The sequence below is a fragment of the Streptomyces sp. ME19-01-6 genome, assembly GCF_033793745.1.
Lineage (GTDB): Bacteria > Actinomycetota > Actinomycetes > Streptomycetales > Streptomycetaceae > Streptomyces.
In genome coordinates this window covers 156920-174900 of sequence record NZ_JARAXF010000020.1, presented here as the reverse complement: position 1 = coordinate 174900, position 17981 = coordinate 156920, and the positions used below count along the sequence as shown (strand labels likewise).

The following is a 17981-nucleotide window of genomic DNA, read 5'->3' as shown; positions in this document are numbered from 1 at the left end:
TCGCCCCGCCGCCGTGCGGGCCCGTCAGCCGCCGTGCGGGCCGCCGTCCAGGGCGAGCGCCGCGAAGGTGGCGAGCCAGTGGTCGCCGGTGAAGTCTCCGGAGACCACGCGCGGCGGCCCGGCGGCGAGGTGGTCCTCGGCCGCCGACACCAGGACGGGGCCGCGCGGGTCGCCCTCGGGCAGCGCCGCGGCGAGCCGGCGCAGCGCGGCGGCCCTGCTGAGCGTGAGCCCGATGAGATGGCCGATCTGCGGGTCGGCTCGGCGAGTTCGGTGGAAGGATCGCCGAGCGGGGTGTACGGCGCGCTCAATGGGTGGCTCCCTCGGCGACTCGGAGGTCTTCGCGGGTGGTCACGGCCGTGGTGATGATCGCCCGCAGGGCCTGCGCCACCGTGTCGGCGGGCAGCGACGGCTCGGCGCGGTCGACGACCTGCTCCGGGGCGTACGGGACATGGACGAATCCGCCGCGCAGGGCGGGCCTGCGGGTGGCGATCAGGTGGGCGAGCCCGTAGAAGACGTGGTTGCACACGAAGGTGCCGGCCGTCTGGGACACGGAGGCGGGAATTCCGGCCGCCCGCACCGCCGCGACGCACGCCTTGACGGGCAGGGCTGCGAAGTACGCGGCGGGGCCGCCCGCGACGACCGGCTCGTCGACGGGCTGCCGGCCGGCGTTGTCGGGGATGCGGGCGTCGTCCACATTGATCGCGACGCGTTCCACGCTGATGCCGGTGCGGCTCCCGGACTGTCCCACGCACAGCACCAGGTCGGGGTCGGCCTGCTCCACCGCGGCGGCCAGCTCTTCGAGCGCCGTGCCGAAGACACAGCTCAGCCGGGCGGCGGTGACCTGGATGCCGGGCGGGGGTTTGGCGGCGACCAGCGAGACGGCCTGCCAGGAGGGATTGACGTCTTCGCCGCCGAAGGGCTCGAAGCCGGTGAGGAGCACGCGGGTCACGGGGATCACTGGGGTCACTGGGGTCACGCGGGCCCCTCAGAAGGCGAAGAGCGAGATGATGACGATGTTGCAGGCCAGCAGCGCCCCGGCGGTGGGGATCTGGGCCTTGATGGGCCCGTACTGGTCCTTGAGTTCGAGCAGCGCGGCGGGCACGAGGTTGAAGTTGGCGGCCATGGGGGTCACGAGGGTGCCGCAGAAGCCGGCCAGCATCCCGACGGCGAGGACGACCGCGGGTTCGCCGTGCATCTGCTGGATGAGCACGGGCCAGCCGATGGCGGCGGTCATCACCGGGAACGCGGCGAAGGCGTTGCCCATGATCGTGGTGAACAGGGCCATGCCGACGCAGTAGACGGCCACGGCGACGTACTTCTGGCCGTCCGGCAGCAGCTGTTCGGTGATCTTGCCGACCTGGGTGCCGACCCCGGCCACCTGGAAGATCGAGCCGAGCACGGCCAGCAGTTGGGGCAGCAGCAGCGCCCAGCCCATGGATTCCAGCAGACCGCGTCCGGCGTGCAGCGGCACGGCGGCGTTGCGCTCGCGGACCACGAGCATGGCGACCACGAGCCCGGCGACGGCGCCGAAGCCGAGGCCGAGGACGGTCTCACTGCCCGGCTCGAGGACCGGCTCGCCGCCGACGCGCCAGTGCTTGAGGGCGGAGGCGCAGACCACCGCGACGACGGGGATGGTGAGGGCGGGGATGAACAGCTTGCCGCGCAGCCGCGCGGCGAGCGCGGAGCGCTGCTCGGCGGTGGTGGTGCGCGGGGTGCCGCGCCCGGTGCGGCCGAAGCCCGCCAGGCAGACCATGACCAGCACGGCGACGCCCAGCGGCTCGGCCGGTGCCTGCTTCTTCACCACCCAGGTGCTGTAGAGGAAGCATCCGCCCAGCAGGCCCCAGAAGGCCGCGGAGCCAAGGCGCTTGGGGTTGCTGCGGTCGACCGCCATCTGTGCGGCCATGGCGAGGAAGACGGCGCCGACGAGCCAGTAGAACCACTCGACCTTGATCACTTGGCATCCTCCGGGGTGCGGCCGCCGGCCTCGGCGGAGCGGGAGGCCGCAGCCGCCAGGTCGCGGTCCAGGGTGCGGTCCAGGCGCAGCAGCCGTGCGCCGTGGATGAGGAAGGCGCACACGGCGGTGGGGATCGCCCACAGCGCCAGCTGCAGGGGCTCCAGGTGGGTGTGGTAGGTGGTGTTGACGAAGCCGGTGATCAGCAGGATCGAGCCGATGGCGAGAAAGCAGTCCTCGCCGAAGAAGAGGCCGACGGTGTCGGCGCTGGCGGCGTACGAGCGGACGCGCTCGCGCACCCGCTCGGGCAGCGGGCCGTGGCGGCGCTCGGCGGCCCCCTCGGCCATCGGCGCGACCATGGGCCGCACGCTCTGCGCGGGACCGCCGATGCTGGTGAGGCCGAAGGCCGCGGTGAGCTGACGGAGTCCCAGGTAGAGGGCGAGGAAGCGGCCGGCGGTGAGCTTGCCGAGCCGGCCGATGAGAACGCGGGCCTGCTCCTGGAGTCCGTTGCGCTCCAGGAGGCCGATGACCGGGAGGGTGATGACGAAGATCGTCACCGAACGGCTGGAGGCGAAGCCGTTGCCGAAGGCCGCGAGGACCTCTTGCGGCGAAAGCTTGCCCAGCAGCCCGGTGACGATGCCGGAGACCCCGACCACCAGCAACGGGTTGCGTCGGGTGGCGAATCCGAGGACCACCACCAGGACGCCGAGGAGAACGATCATGCGTCCCGCCTTCCGTGAGCAGGACCTCACGGGAGCCGTGAGGAAGAATGCACCGGAGGCTAGGCGATCGTTGAACGATCCGACAAGGCTTCGATACGCAGTTGTTCCTTGTCTTCGGGTCTCCGGGATCGTTTACGACGCGGAAACGCGCTGCGCGTAGGCCTCGGCCAACTGGAGCCGGGAGTCCTCGAGGTAGGAGGCGAGCAGCCGCTCGGCCTCGGCGGCGTCCCCGGACTGCAGCACCTCCAGGATCTGCCGGTTGCGGATCAGATACGGCGCGTGGAAGCGGCGCGGGTCGCCCATGACGTGAAAGACGAGGCGGAGTTCGGCCAGCACGCCGCGCATCAGCTCGTCGGCGCGCGGACTGCCCGCGAGCGCCACGACCCCCTGGTGGAAGCGGATGTTGGCGGTGGACAGGTCCTGCCAGGCCCGCGCCTGCGCGGCGCGCTCCCCGGCCAGGACGGCCGACTCGACCGCCTCCAGCGGGTACGGCGGCTCCCCGAGGCCGCGTACGGCGCCGCACTCCACCAGCGTGCGCACCCGGAAGATGTCGAGCAGGTCCTCCACCGTCACAACGCGGACGAACACGCCCCGGTTGAGCTCGTGCACCAGCAGCCGCTCGTGCGTGAGCAGACGGAACGCCTCCCTGAGGGTGTTGCGCGAGACGCCGAGCGCCCCTTTGACGCTGTCCTCGGACAGCCGGGTGCCGGGCGGGAAGAACCCTTCGGCGATGCGGTCGCGCAGGACGTCCGCGACGCGCTCGGCGGTGCTCGTCCGCCCCAGCAACGCCCGGTCGCCCTCCAACTCGGCCAGTGCGGACACCTCCGCGAGACGCCGATCCGCCCCGTTTTTCACCCTTACTCCTTTTGTTGGCTTATTCGCCTCTTGTGAATCCCGTATGGCGAGAAGTCAATCCCAGAGTCCACACCGGAACAACATTCTTCTTGTCGGATCGTTCAACGATCGCCTACGTTGTCATGCCATGGCGGACCTCACCATCGATCTCAACGCCGACCTCGGCGAAGGCTTCGGCCGCTGGCAGCTCACCGACGACGACGCCCTGCTGTCCGTCGTCACCAGCGCCAACGTCGCCTGCGGCTTCCACGCCGGCGACCCCTCGACCATGCGCCGGGTGTGCGAGCTGGCCGCCGCGCGCGGTGTACGCATCGGGGCCCAGGTCTCCTACCGGGACCTCGCGGGCTTCGGCCGCCGCACCATGGACGTGCCGCCGCGCGAGCTGACCGACGAGATCGCCTACCAGATCGGCGCCCTGCGGGTGTTCGCGCGGTCCGCGGGGGCGGACGTGGCCTACGTCAAGCCGCACGGCGCGCTGTACAACCGCTGCGTACACGACGAGGCCCAGGCCGCCGCCGTCGTCGAGGGCATACGGCTGGCCGCCGACGCGCCGCTGCCCGTCCTGGGGCTGCCCGGCTCCCGGCTGCACGAGGCGGCCGGCACGGCCGGACTGCCCGTGGTGCGCGAGGGGTTCGCCGACCGCGCCTACACCGCGGCCGGGACGCTGGTCCCCCGCGGCGAGCCCGGCGCCGTCGTCACCGACCCGGGCACCGTCGTCGAGCGCTCCCTCACCTTCGCCCGCGACCGATCGGTGACCTCGATCGACGGCCGGCCGGTCGCGGTGGACGTACGGTCGCTGTGCGTCCACGGCGACACCCCCGGGGCCGCCGACATCGCCCGCCGGGTCCGGGCCGAGCTGGAGGGCATCGGCGTGCGCGTGGAGCCGTTCGCATGACCGGCTCCGGCGGGCGAGTCCGCGTGCGCGGCCTGCCGGTCGGGGACCACGCGCTGCTCCTGGAAGTGGACTCCGGCGAGGCCGCCCTGGCCCTCCACGCCGAGCTGCTGCGCCGCGCCGAGGCCCGGACGCTGCCCGCGGTGCGGGAGATCGTGCCCGCGGCGCGCACCGTCCTCCTGGACGGGGTGGCCGACCCGCGCCGCCTCGCGGCCGAGGTGGCCCGGTGGGAGATCCCCCCGCCGGCCGGCGGTTACGGCACCACCGTCGAGATCGCGGTCCGCTACGACGGCCCGGACCTGGCCGATGTCGCCGAGCTGTGGGGGGTGGCCCCGCAGGAGGTGGCGCGCATCCACTCGGGCACCGAATTCCGGGTCGCCTTCTGCGGTTTCGCCCCCGGCTTCGGCTATCTGACCGGCCTGCCGGAGCGCTGCCACGTGCCGCGCCGCGCCACCCCGCGGACCAGGGTCCCGGCCGGCTCGGTCGCGCTCGCGGGCCCGTACACCGGCGTCTACCCGCGCTCCTCCCCCGGCGGCTGGCAGCTGATCGGCACCACCGACGCGGTGCTGTGGGACACCGCGCGCGCCCCGGCCGCGCTCCTGTCCCCCGGCACGCGCGTCCGCTTCGTACCGGAGCGACCCGCCGGAGCGGCGGAACAGCCCCAGGAGACAACGGAGCAGCCCATAGGGGCGTGGAAACAGTCCGCACGAAAGGGGACTTCCGCATGACGGACAGCGCCTTCGCGGTGGTGCGGGCCGGCGCGCTGACCACCGTCCAGGACCTCGGCCGGGTCGGCCACGCCCACCTCGGCGTGCCGCGCTCCGGGGCGCTCGACGAGCCCGCCCTGCGGCTCGCCAACCGCCTGGTGGGCAACCGCGAAGGGGCCGCGGCCCTGGAGACCACGCTCACCGGCTGCGCCGTACGGCTGCGCCGGGAGGCGACGGTGGCGGTCACCGGCGCGCCCTGCCCGGTCACCGTCGACGGCCACCCCGCCGCGTGGGGCGCGCCCGTGCGGGTGCGGGCGGGCGCGCTGGTGGAGGTGGCCGCGGCCGCCCACGGCGTACGCAGCTATCTGGCGTTCGGCGGCGGCGTGGCGGCCGAGCAGGTGCTCGGCAGCCGCTCCACGGACCTGCTCTCCGGGCTCGGCCCGCCCCCGCTCGCCGACGGTGCGGTGCTGCGACTGGGCGCGCCGTACGGCCCGGCACCGGCCGTGGACGCGGCGCCCTGCCCGGGGCCGCCGCGCGAGCTGGTCCTGCCGGTCGCGCTCGGCCCGCGCGACGACTGGTTCACCCCCGGGGCGCTGCGCACCCTGACGACCGGCGAGTTCCGGGTGTCGGCCGCGAGCAACCGCATCGGGCTGCGCACCGAGGGGCCCCCGCTGGAGCGTGCGAGGGACGGCGAACTGCCCAGCGAGGGCATGGTCCTGGGCGCGCTGCAGGTCCCGCCGGACGGCCTCCCGGTGCTGTTCCTGGCCGACCACCCCACGACCGGCGGCTACCCCGTCGTCGGCGTCGTCCCCGAGCCCCATCTCGCCGCGGCCGCCCAGGCCGTCCCGGGCACGGTGGTGCGCTTCGCGCCACGCCGGGCCCGGTAGACACCCGCACTGAGCAGTACTCGAAGCGGCACATCTAGGGGAGGCCGACCGTGCGGCCGAGGGTCGCCACCGATTGGGCGAAGAACTCCTCACGCGCCTCGACGATGCCCTTGAACTGGCCGAAGAGCTCAAAGCTGACCAGGCCGAACAGCTGCGCCCAAGCCGCGATGAGCCCCGCGAGCGCCGCGTCGGGCAGCTCGATCCCCAGGGTCCCGGCCAGCACTCGCGCGTCTTCCCGCACCGCCTCGGGCACCTCGGCCTCCCCGGGGACGCGCAGGGCGCCCGCGGCGTGCGCGTCGCCCGCGATGGCGAGCAGGGCGAGGCCCACGCGGGAGGCGGGCACGATGGTGTCCTGGGGCGCGGAGTAGCCGGGCACCGGGGAGCCGTAGATCAGCGCGTACTCGTGCGGATGGGCCAGCGCCCACTCCCGTACGGCCCGGCAGACCGCGCTCCACCGCTCCACGGGCTCCTGGCCGTCCGCCTTCGCCAGGGCCGCTTCGGCGGCGGCGCCGAGGGCGTCGTACGCGTCCACGATGAGCGCGGTCAGCAGGTCGTCGCGGCTCGGGAAGTAGCGGTAGAGGGCGGACGAGACCATGCCGAGCTCACGGGCGACGGCGCGCAGCGACAGCTTCGCCGCTCCCTCGCGGGCGAGCTGGCTGCGCGCCTCCTCTTTGATGGCGGCGGTCACTTCGGTACGGGCCCGTTCCCTGGCCCCTCGGATCGCACTCATGGCAGACAGTCTCTCATCTGGATGGAGCACCGGCCAATAACGAGAGCAGTGCTCTTGCGACGGCGCGCTGCTTCATGCACACTGATTTCAAGCGAGAGCACCGCTCTCGAAATGGAGCACAGGAGGACACCATGTCGGAGCACCACATCAAGCCCAGCCGGTTCGACGGCGCCATGAACGCCACCATGAGCTGGCTCGCACGGCGCGGGGTGAGCTTCTTCGGCACCGCCGAACTGTCCGTCGTCGGCCGGAAGTCCGGTGAATGGCGACGGGTGCCGGTCAACCCGCTGTCGCTGAACGACGAGCGCTATCTGGTCTCCCCCCGCGGCGCCTCCCAGTGGGTGCGCAACATGCGGGCGGCGGGCGGCGGCCGACTGCAGCTCGGGCGCCGCAAGCAGACCTTCACCGCCATCGAGCTGCCGGAGGGCGCGGAGAAGACCGAGGCGCTGCGCGCCTACCTCGACCGCTGGGGCTGGGAGGTGAAGAGCTTCTTCGACGGGGTGACCGCGAAGTCCTCGGACGACGAACTGGCGCGGATCTCCCCGCTCCACCCGGTGTTCCGCATCACCACCACCGACGCGTGAGCAGTCGGCGGCGGGAACGCGGGGCCACCCACGGGTCGGGCCGCCCGCGCCGCTATCCGCGGTCGAACGCGGTCAGCGCCCGCCGCGCCGCCGGGTGGGTGCGGACGATCTCGGCGAGCGTCGTCGTCCCGCGCGTGATCTTCGTGAACGCCCGCCACGCCGGCCTGAAGCCCGTGAGCGCCGCGTGGAACATTCCGGGGCGGCGCGCGAACACCGAGTACAGCCGTCGCCCGACCCCCATCTCCACCCCGAGCCCCGCCTTGATCGCGAAGGCGTAGTTCAGCGCCTGACGCCGGGCGTCGACCGCGTCGTGAGCCTCCGCGATCCGCACCGCCCACTCCCCCGCGAGCCGCCCCGAGCGCAGCGCGAAGGAGATGCCCTCCCGGGTCCACGGCTCCAGCAGCCCCGCCGCGTCCCCGCACACCAGCACCCGGCCGCGGGACAGCGGCGAGTCGTCGGAGCGGCAGCGGGTGAGATGGCCCGAGGAGATGCTCGGCTCGAAGCCGGCCAGCCCGAGCCGGGCGATGAAGTCCTCGAGATAACGCTTGGTCCCGGCGCCCTCGCCACGGGCCGAGATCACCCCGACCGTCAGGGTGTCGCCCTTGGGGAAGACCCAGCCGTAACTGCCCGGCAGGGGGCCCCAGTCGATGAGCACCCGGCCCGACCAGTCCTCGGCCACGGTCGGCGGCACCGGGATCTCCGCCTCCAGGCCGAGGTCGACCTGGTCGAGCTTGACCCCGACATGGGCGCCTATCCGGCTGGCGCTGCCGTCCGCGCCGACCACGGCCCGGGCCAGCACGGTCTCGCCGTCCGCGAGCACCACGGCCACAGTGCGCCGGTCGGGCACGGACGGGCCGTGCTGCTCGACGCGCGCCACCGCGGTGCCGGTGCGCACCCGGGCGCCCGCGTCCTTGGCGGCCTCGACCAGCCCGGCGTCGAACTCGGGCCGGTTGATCAGCCCGAACAGGGCCTGCTTGGAACGGCGGGTGCGGGTCAGCCTGCCGTTCAGCGAGAACGTTATGGCGTGTACGCGCTCACGGAGCGGGAGTTCGAAGCCCGGCGGCAGCGCGTCCCTCGAGGGGCCGATGATGCCGCCGCCGCACGTCTTGTAGCGCGGCAGCTCGGCCTTCTCCAGCAGCAGCACCCGGCGGCCCGCACAGGCGGCGGCGTAGGCGGCGGAGGCACCCGCCGGGCCCGCCCCCACCACGACGACGTCCCATACCGACTCGTCTGCCGGCTCTGCCGGCTCTGCCGGGGAGGCCCCGTTCCGGGCCGCGTTGTCGCTGCTCACGTGTGCTTCCGCTCCCACTCGACCGACCTGATCGCCCTGCGCCGCCACCGCCGCGGGCCACCGTCGCATCCTACGGCTCACCTGGGGGTGACCCCGCTATGGGATGATCGGCAGCACCACCATCAAGTCATGCAGTCGTACATCCGTGCCATCGCGCGCATCCCACAGGAGCGTCCCCTCATGGAGCAGGCACCGCACGCCCGGCCCGACGGCCCCGCGGCCACCGCCCCGGCCGACCGCCGGGCGATCGCCGCCACGGTCGCCGCGCTGCAGCCCCGCGCCAAGGCCGAACTGGCCGAACTCGTGGCCTTCAAGTCGGTCGCGGACCCGGCGCAGTTCCCTAAGAGCGAGTGCGAGGCCGCCGCGCGGTGGGTCGTCGACGCGCTGCGCGCCGAGGGGTTCACGGACGTGGCCCTGCTGGACACTCCCGACGGCACCCAGTCGGTGTACGGCTTTCTGCCCGGCCCGGCCGGGGCCCCGACGGTGCTGCTCTACGCGCATTACGACGTCCAGCCGCCGCTGGACGAGGCCGCCTGGATCTCCCCGCCCTTCGAGCTGACCGAGCGCGACGGGCGCTGGTACGGGCGCGGCGCCGCCGACTGCAAAGGTGGCTTGATCATGCACCTCACCGCGCTGCGCGCGCTGCGGGAGCACGGCGGGATCCCGGTGAACGTCAAGGTGATCGTGGAGGGCTCGGAGGAGCAGGGCACCGGGGGCCTGGAGCGCTACGCGGAGGCGCACCCCGAGCTGCTGGCCGCCGACGCGATCGTCATCGGCGACACCGGCAACTTCCGCGGCGGGCTGCCGACGGTCACCGCGATGCTGCGCGGCATGGCGCTGCTGCGGGTCCGGGTGGACACCCTGGAAGGCAATCTGCACTCCGGCCAGTTCGGCGGCGCCGCCCCGGACGCGCTCGCCGCGCTGATCCGCATCCTGGACTCACTGCGGGCCGAGGACGGCTCCACGACCGTCCGGGGCCTGACGGCGGACGCGACCTGGGACGGACTCCAGTATCCGGAAGAAGACTTCCGCAAGGACGCCAAGGTGCTGGACGGAGTCGAGTTGATCGGCTCGGGCACGGTCGCCGACCGAGTCTGGGCCCGTCCCGCGGTCACCGTCGTGGGCATCGACTGCCCTCCGGTCGTCGGCGCCACCCCCTCGGTGCAGGCGAGCGCGCGGGCGGCGGTGAGCCTGCGGGTACCGCCGGGCGTGGACGCGAGCCGGGCGGCGAAGCTGCTGACCGCCCACCTGCAGTCCGCCGCGCCATGGGGCGCGCGGGTCGCCGTCGAGCAGGTCGGCCAGGGCCAGCCGTTCCGTGCGGACACCGCCAGCCCGGCGTACGCGGCGATGGGGCGCGCCCTGAGCGCGGCGTACGACGGGCAGGCGATGGCGATCGCGGGCGCGGGCGGCTCGATCCCGCTGTGCAACACGCTCGCCGCGCTCTACCCGGAGGCGGAGATCCTGCTGATCGGGCTGAGCGAGCCGGACGCGCAGATCCACGCCGTCAACGAGAGCGTCTCGCCGGAGGAGCTGGAGCGGCTCTCGCTCGCGGAGGCGCTGTTCCTGCGGGGTTACGCAAACGAGGCTGCCGAAGCCGCGGAGGCGGTGACCGGCACAACGCGGTAGCCCCGCCCCTTCCCGAAACAGGGGCAAGCCCCCGGCCTCCGCGCGATGCCGTACGCCGGGCGTCTCCTGGGCCGGCGCCATGCCCCCGGCCCAGCGGGGCCATGGCCACCAGGCCCCGCCCGGCCCGGGGAACCGATCCAGCGCGGACCGAACCAGGCCGGGTCGCCGCCCCGAGCCGGCAAACGCTCCCGCTGCTCAGCCCGTCGGGGTGCCCGCCTCGAGGTACAGGAGGCGCCCCTGCTCCCGGGCCCGTAGCGCCCAGCGCAGTCGGCTCAGCCGTACCGGAGGCAACAGCTCAGCGGCCTCCCCCTCCGTGACGAAGCGCCAGCCGCGCAGCTCGGACGCCGGGAGCAGGACCTCGCGGGCCGCCTGGGCGGTCAGCCGTCCGCCGTCGAAGAGCAGCCGCAGGCCGCCGTAGCCGGGCGGGCAGGGCTGCTCCCAGTCGACGACCAGCAGCCGCAGCGGTTCGGCCAGCCGCAGGCCCAGCTCCTCGACCACCTCTCGGACGCCGGCCCGGGTGGGCGGCTCGCCGGTCTCGACAACGCCGCCGGGGAACTCCCAGCCGGGCTTGTACGTGGGGTCGACGAGCAGCACCCGGTCGTCCTCGTCGAAGAGCAGAACCCCGGCCGCCAGGGTCTCGGCCCTGGGCTCCGGGGTCTGCACGATGTCGCAGCTGCCGGCGCCGTCGCGAACGGCGTCGGCGATCTGCTCGGCGATCTGCCGCGGCGTGAGCCCGGTGGTGTCCACGACGTACGCGTCGTCGACGAGCCACGGCAGGGCCGAGCGATAGGGCGCCAGGTGGTCCAGGCACCAGCGGCGGACGGATTCGCCGGAGTCCGCGTCGCCAGGTATGGCCTCGCGCTGCGCTATTCGCTCGCGCAGTATCGTTTCATCGGTGTGCAGCAGCACATGCCGCACGGGGATGCGCCGGGCCGCGAAGCCGCCGAAGATCTCATCGCGGTACTCCTGCCTCAGGACTGTCATCGGCACCACCAGCGGTCCACCGACCTCGGCGATCAGCGCCGCGCCGGTGTCCACGACCAGCCGCCGCCAGGACGGCAGGTCCTGATAGTCGGACACCTCGTCAAGGCGCTTGCGCGGCAGCATCATGCGCAGGCCGTCGCCGACCAGCTCCGGGTCGTAGAACGTGCTGCCGGGCAAGAAGTCCACCAATTCGCGGGCCGCGGTGGTTTTGCCCGCGCCGAACGCACCGTTCAGCCAGACGATCACATTTCCCCCTATTCCATCGCCCCCTGTCAGTTGCCCGCATCACCCTGTCGCGAAAACGCCCGGGGGCCGGGGAGTGACGGATCGCGCCGCGCCCGGGGCGGCGGCGCAGGCCCTCAGCGCACCGCCGCGCGGGCCTTCAGCCCCTGCTCGCGCCGAGGGTGCGGCCCGCGAGGCATTGACCTCCTCCGTCGGCCTGAGGCCGAGGATTCCCCGTCTGACGGTGGATTCTCGGAGTGAGAGACCACCTGCTTTGGGCGGGTTCCTGCTTCGGCCGGATCGGTCCTAGGCGTTCACGGCCGCCCTCGGCTGCGCGACGACCGTCCGGCCGGTGACCACCGACGCCGGGACGGCGTGACCAGCGACCACGGGGCTGGGCGGAGCCCGTCAGCACACGGGCAGCCCGGGGAGGGGCTGGTCGTTGTCCCCGCCTTTGATGTAGACGTCGCTGATGAACACGTTGGTGTTGCCGCTGTCGTCGTCCGTCTTGGCCCACCACACGTTCGTCCACTCGCCATAGGTCTCCCGGCGGCCCAGGTTCTGCTGGCAGTAGAAGTAGTTCAGGCCCTGGTTGAGGGTGCCGACCGGCTCTCCGGCGGCCGTGTACGACGTGGCGGTGCGCCACACCTCGCAGTTGTACTTCCCGGCGCCGACGTCATGGCAGACCGGCGAGGGGTCGGGGTCCGCCGAGCCGCCACCGCCCGCGCCGGCGGAGCCGCCCTGGTCCCCGCCTCCGCCTCCATCCGAAGTCCCGTCGCTCCCGCCGTCCTTGCCATCGTCCGAGCCGCCGCCCGAGCCTCCGGACGCGCTGTTCTTGCTGCCGCCGGGCTCCTCCGAGGCGGACGGGGAACCGGAGCCCGAGGGCTCCACGGTCTTCTTCCCGCCCTTGTCGCCCTTGTCTTCCTTTCCGTCCTCGCCGTCCTTGCCGTCCGCGCCGCCCTTGTCCCCGGTCTTCCCGCCGTCCGGTGAAGCGGAGTGGGAAGGGGGCCCCGATGTGTCCTCCTGACGCCCGGCCGCGGTCTTGTCGCCGTCGCCGCCGACGAGCGCGTATGTCACGCCTCCCCCGGCGAGCAGAACGGCGACGACCATGGCCGCGATCAGCGCCTTCTTACGACCGGGCCGATGACCGGGCCGCGGCGGCGCCCCGCCGTCCGGAGCCCCGCCGCTCACCAGCGGCTCCTCGGGGGCCTGCGGCGGCCCGAAGCCGGGCGGGGCCGAGGACAGCAGGGGGGAGGACGGCGGAATGGGCGCCTGAGAGGCGGAAGGCTGCGAGTCGGAGGGCCGCGGGGTGGAGGGCTGCGGCTCGGCGGGCCCCGGGCCGAGCGGCGGGCCGGCGGACGGATCACCGGGCCGTATACGCGGCGGCGCCGCGGAGGCCAGCACATCCGGCGCCGTCGGCGTCCGCCCGGCCCACCCCGCGGCGGCCCGGGGATCCTCCCCCGCCGCGACGGCCTGCAGCATCGCCCCTGCCTGGGCCGCGGACGGCCGCGCCGCCGGGTCCTTGTCCATCATCGCGTGCAGGGCCGGCGTCAGCGGCCCGGCCCGCCTCGGCTCGGGAAGCGGTTCGGTGACGATCGCCGTCAGCGTCGACCACACCGACGTACGGCGGAACGGGGACGAGCCCTCCACCGCCGCGTACAGCGTCATGCCGAGCGCCCAGACGTCCGAGGCCGGGCCGGGCTCCTGGCCCTGGGCGCGCTCCGGCGCGAGATAGTCCAGCGAGCCGATCAGCTCGCCGCTGCGGGTCAGCTTGGTGGTCGCGTCGTCGCCCGGCGCCTCCATGCTCGCGATGCCGAAGTCGGTCAGGACGACCCGGCCGTCGTGGTCGAGCAGCACATTGCCCGGCTTCACGTCCCGGTGCAGCACGCCGACCTGATGGCCCGCGCGGAGGGCGTCGGCCACCTTCGCGCCGATCGCCGCGGCCTCCAGGGGCTCCACGACGCCCTGCTCGTCTATCAGGTTATCCAGCGACCGGCCGTCGACGAGCTCCATGACGATGACCGGAAGCCCGCTCTCCTCCGTCACGTCGTGCACCGTGATCACACCGGAGTGCCGGATCCGCGCCGCGGCCCGGGCCTCCCGCTGCATCCGGACGCGCAGATCGGCGAGCTCGGGCCCGGAGGAGTCGGTGTAGGCGCGCAGCACCTTGACCGCGACCTCCCGGCCCAGCACCTCGTCGACGGCCTTGCAGACCACGCCCATGCCGCCCCGGCCGAGCGTGCCGGTCACGCGGTACCGACCGCCCAGCAGCTTGCCGGTCAGGTCCCCGCTCATGTCCCCCGGTGACACCGTGCCTCAGTCCCCCTTGTAAGCCGTGGTCACGCAACAGCTTAGGGGCAAGCGCCGACAGTCCCGCTCAACTCCCGGGCGTGCAGGCCCAGTCGAATCGGCATTCGCGGGCTCGAAGCGCCCGGGAGGCGACGAGTCCTAAGAAGGGCTGCCAAAGCCGTCCAGTCGGGCGTGTTGGGCGGCCGCCGCGGCGGCGCCGACCAGTCCGGCGTCCGTGCCCATCTCCGCGGGGACGACCTCAAGGCCGGCCACGAACGACAGGGTCGCGTAGTCGCGCAGCGCACGCCGCAGGGGTGTGAAGAGCACGTCCCCGGCGCCCGCCACCCCGCCGCCGACCACGGCCACCTCGATCTCGACGAGCGTCGCGGTGGCCGCGATCCCCGCGGCCAGCGCCTGCGCGGCGCGCTCGAAGGAGGCCCGCGCGACCGGGTCGCCGGCCCGGGCCGAGGCGGCCACGGCCGCGGCGCTCGTGTCGCCGCCCGGGCCGGGGCGCCAGCCGCCCTCCAGAGCCCGGCGGGCGATGTTGGGGCCGCTGGCGATGCGCTCGACGCAGCCGCGCGCGCCACACGGGCACGGGTCGCCGTCGAGGTCCACGCTGATGTGGCCGATGTGCCCGGCGTTCCCCGTGGGGCCCGGGTACAGCCGGCCGTTCAGCACCAGGCCGCCGCCGACGCCCGTGGACACCACCATGCACAGCGCGCCCGTACGCCCGCGCGCCGCGCCCTGCCAGTGCTCGGCCGCCGTCATCGCCACCCCGTCGCCGACCAGCGTGAGCGGCAGTTCGCCGACCGTCTCCCGGACCCCGGCGACCAGGGGGAAGTCGCGCCAGCCGGGGATGTTGACGGGACTGACGGTGCCGACGGAGGCGTCGACCGGGCCCGCGCTGCCGATTCCGACCGCGGCGACCCGCGACCACTGCGCGGTGCCCGACAGCTCGTTGAGCACCGCCGTGACCTCACGCATCACGGTCTGACCGGACTCCTGGGCGGGGGTGGCGCGCCTGGCCCGTACGACCAGCTTGCCGCTGCCGTCCACCAGGGCACCCGCGATCTTGGTTCCGCCGATGTCCAGTGCGGCGATGAGGTCACGTGGCATATGAGTCGACTCCCCGGCAGACCTAGACGTATCGCTGTGAGGCCACAGTCTTCCCTGCCGTTGACAACGTTGTCCAGGGGCTATGCTCGGACACCCTTCCGCACGACCACCAGCGGACGGCCAGCGAAAGACCAGCGACGGGACAAGCGCACCGTGACCGATACCGCTCCGGGCACCGCCACCACTTCGCGCCGCTACGGCACCCGCCCCACCATGAAGGACGTCGCCGCGCGCGCCGGGGTCGGTCTGAAGACGGTCTCGCGAGTGGTCAACGGCGAGCCGGGGGTCACGCCCGACACCGAACGGCGCGTCCAGGAGGCCATCACCGCGCTCGGCTTCCGCCGCAACGACAGCGCCCGCATTCTGCGCAAGGGCCGCACCGCCAGCATCGGACTGGTCCTCGAAGACCTCGCCGACCCGTTCTACGGGCCCCTCAGCCGCGCCGTCGAGGAGGTCGCCCGCACGCACGGCGCCCTGCTGATCAACGGTTCGAGCGCCGAGGACCCCGAGCGCGAGCAGGAGCTCGTGCTCGCCCTGTGCGCCCGGCGGGTCGACGGCCTCGTCGTCATCCCGGCCGGGCGTGACCACCGCTACCTGGGCCCGGAGATAGCCGCGGGCGTCGCCACGGTGTTCGTGGACCGCCCGGCCGGCCGTATCGACGCCGACGCCGTGCTCTCCGACAGCTTCGGCGGCGCGCGGGACGGGGTCGCCCATCTGATCGCCCACGGCCACCGCCGGATCGGCTTCCTCGGCGACCAGCCGGGCATCCACACCGCTGAGGAGCGGCTGCGCGGCTACCGGGCGGCGATGGCCGAGGCCGGGCTGCCGGTCGACGACGCCTGGGTGTCCCGCGGCCCCACCGACCCCGAGCGGGTACGGGCGGCGGCCGGCGCGATGCTGGAGGCTCCGGAGCCGGTCACCGCCCTGTTCGCGGGCAACAACCGCGTGACGGTCACCGTCGTACGGGTCCTCGCCGGGCGCCCCGGACCGGTGGCCCTCGTCGGCTTCGACGACTTCGAGCTCGCCGATCTCCTCTCCCCCGGCATCACCGTGATCGCCCAGGACTCGGCCCAACTCGGCCATACCGCCGCGGACCTGCTCTTCCGCCGCCTCGACGGGTCGGGGGGCGAGCCGCAGCGGGTGGTTCTGCCGACCCGCCTGATCGCCCGCGGCTCCGGCGAGTCGCCGCCGGCCGCGTAACCGCCTTCCCGGCCCCGGCCCCCGGATGGACCATCCGGGTCGCCGCGGCGTCCTTCTGCCGTCAGGGTGGGTCCGACGGGAGCACTTTGTACGGTGCGGCACTCCGCGAGACGGTGCGGACGGGACGAGGTGAGGCACGATGGTCTGGTGCCGGGTACGGACGCTCTGTGTGGGAAGCCTGGTGGCGGCCACGGTGCTGGTGTCCGCCGGGTGTTCGAACGGCGGTGGCTCGTCCACGGCCTCCCGGGCTTCCAAGGCCATCGCCTCGGCGACCGCCTCCGCGAAGGCCGAGCTGGACAAGATCAAGAACGGTGTGAAAGCCAAGGGCGATGTGAAGGCCGGCACCGTCTCGATCGCCCATGACGGTCACGCCGTCGCACCGATCACCGTGACCAACAAGAAGGACAGCGCGGCGAAGTACGCCGTGGAGGTGAACTTCCGCGATGAGAAGGGGAGTCTGCTCGATGTGACCGTTCTGACGGTCTCCTCGGTCCAGCCCCGCTCGTCGAAGAAGGCCACCGCGCGCAGCCACCGCAAGCTCAGCGGCCACCCCACAGCGCAGATCGGCGCGGCGGTGCGGTACTGAGCGCCGCGGTGGCCACCCTCACGCCGCGAACGCGGGCCGCGAGCTCAGGCCGCGAGCACCTTGGCCTTGGCGCGCTCGTACTCCTCGGTGGTGATGTCGCCGTGGTCCTTCAGCTCCACGAGCTTGGTGAGCTCCGTGGCATGACCGGTCGCGGCGGTCTCGCGCACGAACTCCTTCAGATCCGCCTCCGCCTTCAGGGCCGCCTGCCCTTCGCGCTCGCCCATCCCGCGGCCCCGTGCGATCAGGTACACGAAGATGCCGAGGAAGGGCAGAACGACGACGAAGAAGCACCAGCCCGCCTTGGCCCAGCCGCTCATCGAGTCATCGCGGAAGAGGTCGCCGATCACGCGGAAGAGCAGTATGAACCACAGGATCCACAGAAAGACCCAGAGTGTGGTCATGAACACGTTCAGCAATGGATAGTCCATCATCCGCCTCCCATCGGACGCGCCCGGCGATGCCGACGAAGGCTCCCACCGGGGCCGACTAATCCAAGCGTACGGCGACCTCGGCCCCGGTCGGCGCAGCACCGGATGCCGTAGGGGCACAGGCGCGTACGAATGGAGGAAGTGAACTCGTCTGGGGAAAGCGAAGTCGTCGCGAGCCGGAGGCCGGAGAGGGCAGCCCATGGACCTGCAGATTCTGCCGCTCGCCGTCACCATGATGGCGGGGCCGCAGATCGTGTCCGCCGTCATCCTGGTGACGGCGCCGCGGCCCGTGCGGGTCTCCCTGGCGTTCCTCCTCGGGGTGGCGGTCGCGACGGCGGCGGGGGTCACGATCACCCGGGGGATCTTCGCGCTGCTGGGCAAGGTGGTCGAGCCGGGCAGCCCGTCCGAGCCCGGATCGGCCGGGACGGTCGTGCAGATCGTGCTGGTGGCGCTGCTGGCGTTCGCGGCGGTGAAGGCGTACGTGAAGCGGGAGACGGCCGAGCCGCCGAAGTGGCTGGGCTCGCTGATGGAGGCGGGGCCCGGGAAGGCCTTCACCGTCGGCCTCCTGGTCATCCTGGTCATGCCGTCCGACATCGTGGTCATGCTGACTGTGGGGGCGTCCCTGGAACAGCACGGCGCGGGTGTGGCGGCGGCGCTGCCGTTCATCGGCCTGACCGTACTGGTCGCGGCGCTGCCACTGCTGGTCTATGTCTTCGCCGGCGCGCGCGGGCGGCGGGCCATGCCCCGGGTCCGGGAGTGGCTGACCTCGCACAGCTGGGTGGTCACCATCGCCACCTGTCTGCTCTTCATCGTCCTCGTCCTCACCCCCTAGTAGGGCTTGTCCCCGCTGCCGAGCAGCGGCTGTGCTTCGGCCGTCCGGAATTACGGACGCTCGGAGGAGGCGGCCCTGG

At 73.2% G+C, this 17981-nt stretch carries 18 protein-coding genes and 1 pseudogene; 8 read left to right on the top strand and 11 right to left on the bottom strand.

The genetic code is table 11. The features are described 5' to 3' along the window. Window positions 1-24: 24 nt before the first annotated feature. From PV419_RS34985 to PV419_RS34965, 5 genes and pseudogenes are all read right to left on the bottom strand, one after another. Window positions 25-258 (bottom strand): annotated as a pseudogene (locus PV419_RS34985) (DUF2891 family protein); the annotation flags it as partial. 46 nt (window positions 259-304) lie between these two features. Then, window positions 305-949, bottom strand: a complete 645-nt coding sequence (gene pcp, locus PV419_RS34980; protein WP_319695867.1) for a pyroglutamyl-peptidase I — start codon at window positions 947-949, stop codon at window positions 305-307. A gap of 36 nt (window positions 950-985) precedes the next feature. Then, window positions 986-1954: a DUF979 domain-containing protein gene (locus PV419_RS34975; RefSeq protein WP_319695824.1), complete on the bottom strand. Its 969-nt coding sequence runs from the start codon at window positions 1952-1954 to the stop codon at window positions 986-988. Continuing rightward, complete coding sequence (locus PV419_RS34970) at window positions 1951-2673, bottom strand: DUF969 domain-containing protein (RefSeq protein WP_319695822.1); 723 nt, start codon at window positions 2671-2673, stop codon at window positions 1951-1953. The genes PV419_RS34975 and PV419_RS34970 overlap by 4 nt, the downstream gene beginning before the upstream one ends. Before the next feature lie 132 nt (window positions 2674-2805). Then, a complete protein-coding gene (locus tag PV419_RS34965) occupies window positions 2806-3528 on the bottom strand; it encodes a GntR family transcriptional regulator (RefSeq protein WP_319695820.1) in 723 nt (240 codons plus the stop codon). A 127-nt stretch (window positions 3529-3655) separates the two neighbouring features. On the opposite strand from PV419_RS34965, the gene PV419_RS34960 reads away from it, so the two are divergent. The 3 genes from PV419_RS34960 to PV419_RS34950 are packed head-to-tail and all read left to right on the top strand — an operon-like array spanning window position 3656 to window position 6014. Beyond that, window positions 3656-4423: a 5-oxoprolinase subunit PxpA gene (locus PV419_RS34960; protein WP_319695818.1), complete on the top strand. Its 768-nt coding sequence runs from the start codon at window positions 3656-3658 to the stop codon at window positions 4421-4423. Next, complete coding sequence (gene pxpB, locus PV419_RS34955; RefSeq protein WP_319695816.1) at window positions 4420-5148, top strand: 5-oxoprolinase subunit PxpB; 729 nt, start codon at window positions 4420-4422, stop codon at window positions 5146-5148. The genes PV419_RS34960 and pxpB overlap by 4 nt, the downstream gene beginning before the upstream one ends. Then, a complete protein-coding gene (locus PV419_RS34950) occupies window positions 5145-6014 on the top strand; it encodes a biotin-dependent carboxyltransferase family protein (RefSeq protein WP_319695814.1) in 870 nt (289 codons plus the stop codon). Before pxpB ends, PV419_RS34950 begins: the two co-directional genes overlap by 4 nt. A 34-nt stretch (window positions 6015-6048) precedes the next feature. Here the strand turns inward: PV419_RS34950 and PV419_RS34945 are convergent, their stop codons facing one another. Continuing rightward, the gene (locus PV419_RS34945) at window positions 6049-6744 is read right to left on the bottom strand and encodes a TetR/AcrR family transcriptional regulator (RefSeq protein ID WP_319695812.1); all 696 of its coding nucleotides are present in this window, start codon (window positions 6742-6744) and stop codon (window positions 6049-6051) included. Between the two features lie 131 nt (window positions 6745-6875). Here PV419_RS34945 and PV419_RS34940 point away from each other — a divergent pair, with 131 nt between their 5' ends. Then, the gene (locus tag PV419_RS34940) at window positions 6876-7328 is read left to right on the top strand and encodes a nitroreductase family deazaflavin-dependent oxidoreductase (RefSeq protein WP_319695810.1); all 453 of its coding nucleotides are present in this window, start codon (window positions 6876-6878) and stop codon (window positions 7326-7328) included. A gap of 52 nt (window positions 7329-7380) precedes the next feature. Here the strand turns inward: PV419_RS34940 and PV419_RS34935 are convergent, their stop codons facing one another. Further along, window positions 7381-8619 (bottom strand): geranylgeranyl reductase family protein, encoded by a 1239-nt coding sequence (locus PV419_RS34935; protein WP_415925438.1) that lies wholly within the window; start codon window positions 8617-8619, stop codon window positions 7381-7383. A gap of 180 nt (window positions 8620-8799) precedes the next feature. Between PV419_RS34935 and PV419_RS34930 the strand changes: the two genes are divergently transcribed. Next, window positions 8800-10245: a dipeptidase gene (locus PV419_RS34930; RefSeq protein WP_415925442.1), complete on the top strand. Its 1446-nt coding sequence runs from the start codon at window positions 8800-8802 to the stop codon at window positions 10243-10245. Window positions 10246-10440: 195 nt separating this feature from the next. On the opposite strand, the gene PV419_RS34925 is transcribed toward PV419_RS34930, so the two are convergent. From PV419_RS34925 to PV419_RS34915, 3 genes are all read right to left on the bottom strand, one after another. Beyond that, window positions 10441-11475, bottom strand: coding sequence for an NUDIX hydrolase (locus PV419_RS34925; RefSeq protein WP_319695806.1), 1035 nt, complete (start codon window positions 11473-11475; stop codon window positions 10441-10443). A 384-nt stretch (window positions 11476-11859) separates the two neighbouring features. Beyond that, entirely contained in the window at window positions 11860-13746 is a 1887-nt protein-coding gene (locus PV419_RS34920) for a serine/threonine-protein kinase (protein ID WP_319695804.1), read from the bottom strand. Between the two features lie 153 nt (window positions 13747-13899). Continuing rightward, on the bottom strand, window positions 13900-14856 hold the full coding sequence (locus tag PV419_RS34915; RefSeq protein WP_319695803.1) for an ROK family protein: 957 nt from the start codon (window positions 14854-14856) through the stop codon (window positions 13900-13902). A 153-nt stretch (window positions 14857-15009) separates the two neighbouring features. Here PV419_RS34915 and PV419_RS34910 point away from each other — a divergent pair, with 153 nt between their 5' ends. Both PV419_RS34910 and PV419_RS34905 read left to right on the top strand, forming a co-directional pair. Then, entirely contained in the window at window positions 15010-16056 is a 1047-nt protein-coding gene (locus PV419_RS34910; protein WP_319695802.1) for a LacI family DNA-binding transcriptional regulator, read from the top strand. A gap of 169 nt (window positions 16057-16225) precedes the next feature. Continuing rightward, a complete protein-coding gene (locus PV419_RS34905; protein WP_319695801.1) occupies window positions 16226-16642 on the top strand; it encodes a hypothetical protein in 417 nt (138 codons plus the stop codon). A gap of 44 nt (window positions 16643-16686) precedes the next feature. Here the strand turns inward: PV419_RS34905 and PV419_RS34900 are convergent, their stop codons facing one another. After that, window positions 16687-17073 (bottom strand): SHOCT domain-containing protein, encoded by a 387-nt coding sequence (locus tag PV419_RS34900; RefSeq protein WP_319695799.1) that lies wholly within the window; start codon window positions 17071-17073, stop codon window positions 16687-16689. A gap of 196 nt (window positions 17074-17269) precedes the next feature. Between PV419_RS34900 and PV419_RS34895 the strand changes: the two genes are divergently transcribed. Then, window positions 17270-17902 (top strand): GAP family protein, encoded by a 633-nt coding sequence (locus tag PV419_RS34895; protein WP_319695797.1) that lies wholly within the window; start codon window positions 17270-17272, stop codon window positions 17900-17902. Window positions 17903-17981: the final 79 nt, after the last annotated feature.